Origin of the sequence: Pseudofrankia coriaricola, assembly GCF_001854805.1 — a bacterium.
Classification (GTDB): Bacteria; Actinomycetota; Actinomycetes; order Frankiales; family Frankiaceae; genus Pseudofrankia.
On the sequence record NZ_MBLO01000020.1, the window covers coordinates 1 to 11,290 of the forward strand.

Annotated in this window: 8 protein-coding genes and 1 pseudogene; all 9 read right to left on the reverse strand. The window is 72.9% G+C overall.

Features of this window, described 5'->3' with window-relative positions:
• Positions 1–256: 256 nt before the first annotated feature.
• Entirely contained in the window at positions 257–1,453 is a 1,197-nt protein-coding gene (gene metK / locus BCD48_RS03735; protein WP_071046815.1) for a methionine adenosyltransferase, read from the reverse strand.
• A 154-nt stretch (positions 1,454–1,607) separates the two neighbouring features.
• Complete coding sequence (gene coaBC / locus BCD48_RS03740; RefSeq protein ID WP_071046816.1) at positions 1,608–2,861, reverse strand: bifunctional phosphopantothenoylcysteine decarboxylase/phosphopantothenate--cysteine ligase CoaBC; 1,254 nt, start codon at positions 2,859–2,861, stop codon at positions 1,608–1,610.
• A 202-nt stretch (positions 2,862–3,063) separates the two neighbouring features.
• Positions 3,064–3,345: a DNA-directed RNA polymerase subunit omega gene (rpoZ, locus tag BCD48_RS03745; protein WP_071046817.1), complete on the reverse strand. Its 282-nt coding sequence runs from the start codon at positions 3,343–3,345 to the stop codon at positions 3,064–3,066.
• 214 nt (positions 3,346–3,559) lie between these two features.
• Positions 3,560–4,105, reverse strand: coding sequence for a guanylate kinase (gmk, locus tag BCD48_RS03750; protein ID WP_071046818.1), 546 nt, complete (start codon positions 4,103–4,105; stop codon positions 3,560–3,562).
• A gap of 373 nt (positions 4,106–4,478) precedes the next feature.
• The gene (mihF, locus tag BCD48_RS03755) at positions 4,479–4,799 is read right to left on the reverse strand and encodes an integration host factor, actinobacterial type (protein WP_007518859.1); all 321 of its coding nucleotides are present in this window, start codon (positions 4,797–4,799) and stop codon (positions 4,479–4,481) included.
• A 228-nt stretch (positions 4,800–5,027) separates the two neighbouring features.
• Complete coding sequence (gene pyrF / locus BCD48_RS03760) at positions 5,028–5,885, reverse strand: orotidine-5'-phosphate decarboxylase (RefSeq protein WP_083418129.1); 858 nt, start codon at positions 5,883–5,885, stop codon at positions 5,028–5,030.
• 253 nt (positions 5,886–6,138) lie between these two features.
• Entirely contained in the window at positions 6,139–9,504 is a 3,366-nt protein-coding gene (gene carB / locus BCD48_RS03765) for a carbamoyl-phosphate synthase large subunit (RefSeq protein WP_071046819.1), read from the reverse strand.
• The gene (gene carA / locus BCD48_RS03770; RefSeq protein ID WP_241841488.1) at positions 9,504–10,760 is read right to left on the reverse strand and encodes a glutamine-hydrolyzing carbamoyl-phosphate synthase small subunit; all 1,257 of its coding nucleotides are present in this window, start codon (positions 10,758–10,760) and stop codon (positions 9,504–9,506) included. Before carA ends, carB begins: the two co-directional genes overlap by 1 nt.
• 293 nt (positions 10,761–11,053) lie before the next feature.
• Positions 11,054–11,290, reverse strand: a pseudogene (locus BCD48_RS52885) (hypothetical protein); the annotation flags it as partial.

Consider the following 11,290-nt stretch of genomic DNA (forward strand, 5'->3'; position numbering starts at 1 on the left):
GCGAGCGCAAGCCGGCCACAGCTGGTGACAGCGCACCGGCGCAGCGCCAACCCAGCCACCTCGTCAGCCCGGTCCCGGCCCGACCACCGCCACATGCCGGGGCCCGGAACCCACACGGGGAGGGCGCCTAGCGCCCGACACGGGGCGAGCGCGTCCAGCGCCTCGCCCCGACACCTGGCGAGCCAGGCATGTTCCCGTGGCCGGACGAAGCCCGGCCACGGAGAGTTCCGAGCGGGGCTCAGCCCAGGCCAGCCGCCTAGCCCTTGACGGCCCTCGCGAGGGCGTCGGCGCGGCTGGTGGACTCCCAGGTGAAGTCCAGCTCCGGACGGCCGAAGTGGCCGTAGGCGGCGGTCGGGGCGTAGATCGGGCGGAGCAGGTCGAGGTCGCGGATGATCGCGGCCGGGCGCAGGTCGAAGACCGACGTGATCGCGTCGGAGATCTGCTCCTCGGGGACCGTGGCGGTGCCGAAGGTCTCGACGAACAGGCCGACCGGGTGCGCCTTGCCGATCGCGTAGGCGACCTGGACCTCGCACTTGGTGGCGAGCCCCGCGGCGACGACGTTCTTGGCGACCCAGCGGGTGGCGTAGGCGGCGGAACGGTCGACCTTGGACGGGTCCTTGCCGGAGAACGCGCCGCCGCCGTGGCGGGCGTAGCCGCCGTAGGTGTCGACGATGATCTTGCGCCCGGTGAGGCCGGCGTCGCCCATCGGGCCGCCGATCTCGAAGCGGCCGGTCGGGTTCACCAGCAGCCGGACGCCCTCGGTGGAGATGTCGAGCGTCGCCAGCTCGGGGTCGACGACGTACTCCTTGATGTCGGGCGCGAGCAGCGTGTCGAGGTCGATGTCGGCGGCGTGCTGGGTCGAGACGACCACGGTGTCGAGCCGGGCCGGCTTGCCGTCGACGTACTCGATGGTGACCTGGGTCTTGCCGTCCGGGCGCAGGTAGCCGACCCGGCCGTCCTTGCGGACCGCGGACAGGCGGCGCGCCAGCCGGTGCGCGAGCGCGATCGGCAGCGGCATCAGCTCCGGGGTCTCGTTGACGGCGAAGCCGAACATCAGGCCCTGGTCGCCCGCGCCCTGCTTGTCCAGCTCGTCCTCGAGGGAGCCGCCGACCCGGTTCTCGTGCGCGGTGTCGACGCCCTGGGCGATGTCGGGCGACTGCGAGCCGATCGACACGCTGACGCCGCAGGAGTGGCCGTCGAAGCCCTTCTTGGACGAGTCGTAGCCGATCTCCAGGATCTTCTCCCGGACGACCGAGGCGATGTCGACGTAGGTCTTGGTGGTCACCTCGCCGGCGACGTGCACCTGGCCGGTGGTGATGAGCGTCTCGACGGCGACCCGGCTGCGCGGGTCGTCCTTGAGCATCGCGTCCAGGATGGCGTCACTGATCTGGTCAGCGATCTTGTCCGGGTGTCCCTCGGTGACGGACTCGGACGTGAACAGGCGCGTCGCCACTTGGTGGTACCCCCTGAAAGATCCGGCAGATTCTGACGAAGTTTACCGATGAGGCGGGAGGGGTACGCGAGGTGCCTCGTCGTCGGCCACCCGAGTGTCACCGGCGCGACCAAGGGGGCTCACACCTCCGCAACAACCCGGTCCGGCCGGGCGCCTACGCGAGGCGACCGGCGACCAGGTCGAGGACGCGGTGGGCCAGCAGGTCCTTGGTGGTGTGCTCGATGGTCGTCGCCGAGCCGTCGAGCCCCAGGACGACGGCCCTGTTGTGGTCGACCTCGAAGCCGAGCCCGGCACCGACCTCGTTGACGACCAGCAGGTCGGCCTTCTTGCGGTCGAGCTTCGCGCGGCCGAGGTCGAGCACGGACCCGTCCGGGCCACCGGTCTCGGCGGCGAAACCGACCAGCAGCTGGCCCGGCGGGCGGGAGTCGCGGGTGGAGACCAGCTCGGCGAGCACGTCCGGGTTGGGCTCCAGCTCCACCGGCGCCGGGACGCCGCCCTCTTTTTTGATCTTGTAGTCCTGGGGCTTGGCCGGGCGGAAGTCCGCGACGGCGGCGGCCATGACGACGACGTCGGCGCTCACCGCGGCGGCATGCACCGCGTCACGCAGGTCGAGCGCGGAGGTGACGCGCACGACGGTGGCGCCGGCCGGGTCGGGCAGGGCGACGTTGGCCGCGACGACGGTCACGTGCGCGCCCCTGGCCAGGGCCGCGCGCGCCAGCGCGTAGCCCTGGCGGCCGCTGGAGGAGTTGCCGAGGAAGCGCACCGGGTCGAGGTGCTCCCGGGTGCCGCCGGCGCTGACCACGACGTGGCGGCCGGCGAGGTCGGGCCGCGCGGCGGCCGGGCCGAGCGCGAGCACCGCGCGGGCGAGCGCGGCGATCTCGGCCGGCTCGGGCAGCCGCCCGGGGCCGGAGTCGGGGCCGGTAAGCCGGCCGACGGCCGGGTCGACGACGATGGCGCCCCGCTCGCGCAGCGTGGCGACGTTGGCCCGGGTGGCCGGGTGCTCCCACATCTCGGTGTGCATCGCCGGGGCGTAGAGCACCGGGCAGCGCGCGGTGAGGAGGGTCGCGGTCAGCAGGTCGTCGGCACGGCCGGCGACGGCCCGGCTCATCAGGTCGGCGGTGGCGGGGACGACGAGCACCAGGTCCGCTTCCCGGCCGATCCGCACGTGCGCGACCTCATCCGGGTCGGCCCACACGTCGGTGTGCACCGGGCTGCCCGAGAGAGCGGCCCAGGTCACCTCACCGACGAACCGCAGGGCGGACGGTGTGGGCACCACCCGGACGTCGTGGCCGGACTCGGTGAGCCGGCGCAGCACCTCCAGCGCCTTGTACGCGGCGATCCCGCCGGAGACGCCGAGCACGACGCGCGGGCGCCGGCCCGCCCCGCCCACGGCCGACGACAGGCTCATGGGCCTGCCAACCGGAGCCGTGATGCACGGGCAGCCGGATCCGTCGACGAGACTCGCGTCGGGGGTTCCAGGGACCAGGGGTCCCCGAGGATCCGCGCCAGCGGATCATGGGGGGAGGTGCCCCCCTGGGCCAGCATCACGCGGGAGCCTGGGAGCTTCCCCGGAGGGGAAGCGAACAGGATCGGCCCGATCGCGCCCACGGTCAGGAGGCAGGCGGGAGCGACTCGGGGGTGGCCTCGTGGGTGAGCAGGCCGGCGTTGATCTCGCGCAGCGCGATCGACAGCGGCTTCTCCTGGGCGCTGGTCTCGACCAGCGGGCCGACGTGCTCCAGCAGGGCCTCGCCCAGCTGCGAGTAGTAGGCGTTGATCTGGCGGGCACGCTTGGCCGCGTAGATCACGAGGCTGTACTTCGAGTCGGTCGCCTCGAGCAGCTCGTCGATCGGCGGGTTGGTGATGCCCTCGGGCTGGGCGGGTGTACCGGACAAGGTGGTCCTTCCGGTGGCTAGGTGCTCAGGTGGCTAGGTGCTCAGGTCTGGGTCTGGCGGTTCGAGGACGGCGGCCGGACAAGGCCCGTCGTCGGAGTCCTGGGAACCCGCCTCTCGGCCGCGCGGCTCCTTGGGACGCCCAGATTCCGTCTTCCGGACGGCGACCAGAGGGCCACGCGGTGTGGTCGAGAGGGCTGGGGGTCATCCCCAGAGATCACTCGGTAATCAGCAATGATACCAACCGAGCCGCCGCGGCCTCGACGTCGTCGTTCACGACGACCGCGTCGAACTCCGGCTCGGCGGTGAGCTCGACCCGGGCGCGGGCCAGCCGGCGCTCGATCACCTCGGGCCGCTCGGTGCCCCGCCCGGTCAGCCGACGGACGAGCTCGTCCCAGCTCGGCGGGGTGAGAAAGACGAACCTGGCGGCCGGAATCGCCGCGCGTACCTGGCGGGCGCCCTGCAGCTCGATCTCCAGCAGGGCGGGCAGCCCCTCGTCGAGCCGCCGCTCCAGCGGCGCGCGGGGCGTGCCGTAGCGGTTGCCCGCGAAGGTGGCGTGCTCGACGAACTCGCCGTCCTTGACCATCCGGTCGAACTGGTCGTCGTCGACGAAGTGGTACTCGACGCCGTCGGTCTCACCCGGCCTCGGCACCCGGGTGGTCGCGCTGACCGACACCCAGACGTCCGGGAAAAGCCGGCGGACGGCGGCGACGACCGTCCCCTTCCCGACTCCGGACGGCCCGGAGAGCACCGTGAGACCCATCCGCCCACCTTAGGGCGCCCAGGGGCTGGTCCTGCCCCGGGCGGGGGCACTAGATCGCGTCTGAGGCCTCCGGCCACACGAGGCTCCGCCATCATCGCGTGGACTTCGGCCTGGGTGCTGGGACGCCGAGGCCGGCCGGAGACGAGCCTCCCGGTCCCCCGGGGTGCCCGCTCCGGCCGGCCTCGGCCTGTCCTAGCCAGGTATGGCGAAGGCAGGCTGCCCCGCCGTCCCAGCGTGGTCACCGGCTCCCCGGCCGTGGACGCGCCGGGGAGCACCAACCCACCGGCGGTGTCCGCCGAACGCCGCCAGCGAGCCCGTAGAGGTCCCGCATCGCGCTGGAGGCGCTATGCGGGGGGACGCGCCGGCGCCGTCGTCAGGACGCCGCGCCGAACTCCTCCAGGAGCGCGGCCCGCTGCTTGGCACCAAGGCCACGCAGCCGACGGGTCGGGCTGATGCCGAGTCGTTCCCGGATTCGCTGGGCCCGAACGCGGCCCACCCCCGGAAGCGACTCGAGCACCGCCGAAACCTTCATCTTGCCAACGACCTCGTCTTCCTCGGCCTGTTCCAAGACCGCGGCCAAGGTCGTCTCCGCCTTCTTGAGCCTTTCCTTGAGGTCAGCACGCTGCTTTCGCGCCAGCGCAGCCTTCTCAAGGGCGGCTGCCCGCTGCTCGGGCGTCAGGGGCGGCAGGGGCACGGTTACGCCTCCTCAAATGGGGTGATCGCGACGCGCAACCTAGCGAGTACTGTCGCGCCGGTCTAGCGGGGGTCGCTCCATCCCAAAGAAGGTTTACCGACCCGAAACGCCGGGTTACGAGCCCACGAGACCGCTGGCGCACGAGGGCCACCCAGCCCGCCAACCGGCCGGGAACGTCGCCTCCATGCCAGTACGGCATGGAGATGCCCCAAGCAGCCCCGGATAGCGTTACCGCAGGTCAGCGGCCCGCGACGGGCCGCCAAGGGTGGCCGCGAGCGCCGCCGCGACGACCTCCGGATCGGCCGCGCCGGTGACCGGGCGGCCCATCACCACGTAGTCGGCACCCGCCGCGAGGGCCTCCTCCGGGGTCGCGACCCGGGCCTGGTCCGCCCGGTCCGCGCCCCTGGGACGGACCCCTGGAGTGATGAGAGTCACACTATTTCCGACCTCTTCCCGGAGCCGCTCGGCCTCCCATGGACTGCAGACCAGCGCGCCGGCACCCGCCTCCACGGCGAGCACCGCGAGCCGGCGGGCCGCGTCGAGGGCCGGCCCATCCCGCCTCGCCGCCGGCCGCGCGAGGCTTCGCCATCGTCGCGCGACCTTTGGCGGGGAGAGTCCGACGGCGGCGAGGTCGGCCTCGCCGAGAGAGGTCAACACGGTCACCCCGGCGACCGTGAGCGGCTCGACACCGGCCGCCGCCGCGGCCTCACCCGCCGCCTCGACGGCCGCCCGGACCATCGCCGCCCCGCCGGAGGCGTGCACAGTGACGAACCGAGGCCGCAGGACGGCGACCGAGCGCAGCCCGCCCGCGACCGTGGCCGGGATGTCGTGCAGCTTCAGATCGAGGAACAGCCCCGGCTCGTCGCCCGGAGCGCCCCCGCCGCCCAGCAGCCCTTCGGCGCGCAGCGCGGCGACGACGGCTGGCCCCTCCCGGTAGAACAGCTCCAGCCCGACCTTGAGGAGCGCCACGTGCGGCGCGACGGCCCGCGCCCACCGCAACGCGGTCGCCGCGTCCGGCGCGTCCAGCGCGACCGCCACCGGCGCCCTCCCCGAAGCCTGGACCGCCCCACTTGGCAGACCACTCACAGCTGCTCCCCTCTCACCGCCCAGAGGCGTCGCGCCGCCCCGTCAAGCAATCCGCGCGACCCAGCCACATGTGGTGACAACGCATCAGCACGGCGCCAACCCAGCCACACAATCAGCGTCCGACCAGGCCAGCGCCCGTCAGTCGTCCCACGAGCCCTTCACGCAACCTGACCACATCTAGTGACAGCGCATCGGCGCAGTGCCAACCCAGCCACGTCCTCGACCCCGGACCAGGCCAGCCCGGTAATACGCCCTAATCCGGAACCACGTGAAGAGGGCGCTCAGCGCCCGACAGGCGCTGCCCGGTTGCGGGCGCGGAGCGTCCGGCAACGGGAGCGCCCCAGGTCGTCCGGAGCTCCTCGTGGTACGACTGCAGCGGCCGAACGCCCAGCTCGCCGCGCACCAGCGACTCGATGCCCTGCACGCAGGCCGCCGCGGCCTGGATCGTCGTGATGCACGGGACGCCGGCCGTCACGCACGCGGTCCGGATCTCGTAGCCGTCCAAGCGCGGCCCGACGCCCCAGGGAGTGTTGATCACCAGGTCGAGCTGCCGCGCGTTGATCATGTCGACGCAGTCGACGAGGCCGTCCGCGGGCGCCCGGTGCTTGCCGAGCACAACCGCCTTCACCCCGTTGCGCCGCAGCACCGCCGCGGTGCCCTCGGTGGCGTAGACGGTGAAGCCGAGGTCCGCGAGCCGCTTGATCGGGAAGATCATCGCCCGCTTGTCCCGGTTGGCGACGGACACGAACACCCGCCCCGAGGTCGGCAGCGAGGCGTAGGCCGCCGCCTGTGACTTCGCGTACGCCGTCCCGAAGCCGCCGTCGATGCCCATCACCTCGCCGGTGGACTTCATCTCCGGCCCGAGCACGGTGTCCACCCCGTGACCGCCGGAGTCGCGGAACCGGCCGAAGGGCAGCACCGCCTCCTTGACGGCGATGTGCGAGTCCAGCGGCAGCGTCGCGCCATCGCCGGCCGCCGGCAGCAGCCCCTCGGCGCGCAGCTGGGGGACGGTCGCGCCGAGCATCACCCGGCTCGCCGCCTTCGCCAGCGGCACCGCCGTCGCCTTGGAGACGAACGGGACGGTCCGCGACGCCCGGGGGTTGGCCTCCAGCACGTACAGCACGTCGGACTGCAGCGCGTACTGGACGTTGAGCAGGCCGCGCACGCCCACGCCCCGGGCGATCGCCAGCGTGCTGTCCCGGATCCGGTCGAGCTCGGAGCGGCCCAGCGTGATCGGCGGCAGGGCGCACGCCGAGTCGCCGGAGTGCACCCCGGCCTCCTCGATGTGCTCCATGACGCCCGCGAGGTAGAGCTCCTCGCCGTCGTAGAGCGCGTCCACGTCGATCTCGACCGCGTCGTCGAGGAACCGGTCGACGAGCACCGGGTGCTCGGGCGAGATCTGAGTCGCCCGGTCGATGTAGTCGCGCAGCATCTCGTCGTCGTAGACGATCTCCATGCCGCGCCCGCCGAGCACGTAGCTCGGCCGGACGAGCACCGGGTAGCCGATCCGCTCCGCGACCGCGTGCGCCTCGTCGTAGGACGTCGCGACGCCGTGCGGCGGCGAGGGCAGGCCGGCGGCGGCGAGCACCTGGCCGAACTGTCCGCGGTCCTCGGCGAGGTGGATCGCCGCCGGGGACGTGCCGACGATCGGCACGCCGGCGGCGGCGAGGCGGCCCGCGATGCCCAGCGGGGTCTGGCCCCCGAGCTGGACGATCACGCCGGCGAGCGGCCCGGCCTGCTGCTCGGCGTGCACGACCTCCAGGACGTCCTCGACGGTCAGCGGCTCGACGTAGAGGCGGTCGGCCGTGTCGTAGTCGGTGGAGACCGTCTCCGGGTTGCAGTTGACCATGATGGTCTCGTAGCCGGCGTCCGAGAGCGCCATGACCGCGTGGCAGCAGGCGTAGTCGAACTCGATGCCCTGGCCGATCCGGTTCGGCCCGCTGCCGAGCACGATCACCCGGGGCTTCTCCCCCGGCGCGACCTCGGTCTCCTCGTCGTAGGCCGAGTAGTGGTACGGCGTGGCCGAGGCGAACTCGGCGGCGCAGGTGTCGACCGTCTTGTAGACCGGCCGGATCCCGTGGGCGTGCCGGAACGCGCGGACCTCGTCCTCGGACGTCCCGAAGATCCCGGCGAGCTGGGCGTCGGCGAAGCCGGCCCGCTTGGCCCGCCGCACCGCCACGACGTCGTCACGGCCGGCGGCGGCGGTGGCCGCGGCGACCTCGTTGAGGAAGACCAGCTGGTCGACGAACCACGGGTCCATGCCGGTGGCGGCGGCGAGCTCGGCCGGGTCGGCGCCGGCGAGCAGCGCCTGCTGCATGACCTTCAGCCGGCCGTCGCGCGGGACGCGGGCCTGCTCCAGCAGCGCGGCCGCCTCGCCGACGGGCGGGGTGAACGAGAACACCGCCGTCGGGCGCTCCAGCGAGCGGAGGGCCTTCTGCAGCGCCTCGGCGTAGCTGCGCCCGACGCCCATCGCCTCGCCGACGGACTTCATGTGGGTCGTGAGCGTCTCGTCGGCGCCGGGGAACTTCTCGAACGCGAACCGCGGCACCTTGACGACGACGTAGTCCAGCGTCGGCTCGAAGGCGGCCGGGGTGGTGCGGGTGATGTCGTTCGGGATCTCGTCGAGGGTGTAGCCGAGCGCCAGCTTCGCGGAGATCTTCGCGATCGGGAAGCCGGTGGCCTTCGAGGCGAGCGCGGACGAGCGCGACACCCGTGGGTTCATCTCGATGACGACGATCCGCCCGGTGCGCGGGTCGACGGCGAACTGGATGTTGCAGCCGCCGGCGTCGACGCCGACCGCGCGCATCACCGCGATCGCGAGGTCACGCATCCGCTGGTACTCACGGTCGGTGAGCGTCATCGCCGGGGCGACGGTGATCGAGTCGCCGGTGTGCACGCCCATCGGGTCGACGTTCTCGATCGAGCAGACGACGACCACGTTGTCGGCGCGGTCGCGCATCAGCTCGAGCTCGAACTCCTTCCAGCCGAGCACGGACTCCTCGAGGAGCACCTGGGTGGAAGGAGAGGCCGACAAGCCATCAGACGCCATCCTGGCGAGCTCGTCGGGGTCGTGCGCGAAGCCGCTGCCGGCGCCGCCCAGGGTGAAGCTGGGCCGCACGACCACCGGGTAGCTGAACTCGTCGGCGGCGGCGAGGCACTCCTCGACGGTCACGCAGATCGCGCTGCGCGCGGTCTCGCCGCCGATGGTCGCGACGATCTCCTTGAACAGCTGGCGGTCCTCGCCGCGGCGGATCGCGTCGATGTTCGCGCCGATGAGCCGGACGCCGAAACGCTCCAGCACGCCGGCGTCGTACAGCGCGACGGCCGTGTTCAGCGCCGTCTGGCCGCCCATGGTGGCCAGCAGCGCGTCCGGGCGCTCCTTCTCGATGATCTTGGCGACGATCTCGGGGGTGATCGGCTCGACGTAGGTCGCGTCGGCCAGCTCCGGGTCCGTCATGATCGTGGCGGGGTTGCTGTTGACCAGCACCACCCGCAGGCCCTCGGCGCTCAGCACCCGGCAGGCCTGCGTCCCCGAGTAGTCGAACTCGCAGGCCTGGCCGATCACGATCGGCCCCGAGCCGATCACCAGGACGCTGCGCAGATCCGTCCGCCTCGGCATCACTTACCTCCCTTCTCCGCCGAAGGAGGCGCGAAAATGTCCTTCCTTCGCGCCTCCGGAGGCGGCCCAGGCCGCCGGGTCCCTGCCGAAGGAGGCGCGAAAATGTCCTTCCTTCGCGCCTCCGGAGGCGGCGAATGCCGCCGGGTCCCTGCCATGAGCTCACAGAACCGGTCGAACAGGCCCTGGGCGTCGTGCGGCCCCGCCGCCGCCTCCGGGTGGTACTGGACGCTGAACGCCGGCACGTCCAGGCAGGCCATGCCCTCGACGACATCGTCGTTGAGGGCGACGTGGCTGACGGCGACCCGGCCGAACGGGGTGTCGACGTGCGTCCCGTCGGTGGGCGCCGCGACCGCGAAGCCGTGGTTGTGGCAGGTCACCGCGATCTGGCCGGTCGCGAGGTCCTTGACCGGCTGGTTGATGCCCCGGTGGCCGTAGGTGAGCTTGTAGGTGCCGAAGCCGAGCGCCCGGCCCAGCACCTGGTTGCCGAAGCAGATCCCGAACAGCGGCACGCCGGCGCGCAGCACGCCGCTCGCCGCCTCGACCGCGTAGTCGGCGGTCGCCGGGTCACCGGGGCCGTTGGAGAAGAACACCCCGTCCGGCTCGACGGCCAGCAGGTCCTCGGCGGTCGCCCTCGCCGGCAGGACGTGCACCTCGCAGCCGCGGGCGGCCATCGACAGCGGCGTGTTGCGCTTGATCCCCAGATCGAGGGCGGCGACCCGGAAGCGCCGCTCGCCACCGGCAGGGGCGACGACGTACGGCTCGCGGGTGCTCACCTCGGGGGCGAGGTCGGCACCGACCATCTCCGGGCTCGCCAGCACCTTGTCCAGCAGCACGGCCGGGTCGGCGGACAGGCTGGAGATGCCGCAGCGCATCGCGCCGCGCTCGCGCAGGTGGCGGGTGAGCGCGCGGGTGTCCACCCCGCTGATGCCCACGACGCCCGCCTGGGCGAGCTCCGCGGCCAAGCCACGCTCGGCCCGCCAGCTCGACGACAGCCGGCTCGGGTCGCGCACGACGTAGCCGGCGACCTGGATCCCCGACGACTCGTAGTCGCGGTCGTTCACCCCGGTGTTGCCGATGTGCGGCGCCGTCATCACCACGATCTGGCCGTAGTACGACGGGTCACTCAGCGTCTCCTGGTAACCGGTCATGCCGGTGGAGAACACCGCCTCGCCGAACGTCTCGCCGACGGCGCCGTACGCCTCGCCAGCGAACGCCCGGCCGTCCTCCAGGACCAGCACCGCCGGCTGCTCGATCACTGGTTCGCTCCGTCCGGGCACGGCCCTACGGCCCCGTCCTCCGGCAGGTCCGCCTCCTCTGCGAAGGGCCTGGCCAGTTCCCCTGCTCCCACTGTGCCTCGTTCCCTGCTCGGTCAGGACCGCCTCGGCGGCCCCCGTCACATCCCGCGCCCATCGGCGCTCATATCCTCGTCACGAGGAAGACCCGTCGCCCAGGCCCGTCGCTCAGTACCCGGCGCCCTCGCGGCGGCGCCGGGCCAGGCACTCCAGTTCCCGCTCGGCCCGGTCGCGGACCCGGGCCTCGTCGGGTGTCCTCAATGCTCGCGGCGCGGCCAGCGGCGCGTCACGTCGTCATACGGGTCGTCCCCGTCCCCGGGCTGGGACGACCCCCCCGGCCGCCCGTCGGCCGCGTACGGATCCACCGAGGCGTACGGGTCGGACGCCGCATACGGATCGGCCCGCGCGTAGGGATCGGACGCGTAGGGATCGGCCGGGGGCCGGGGGTCCCGCGAGGCCCGCGAGGCCGGTCCGGGGTAGCCGCCCGTCGCCGC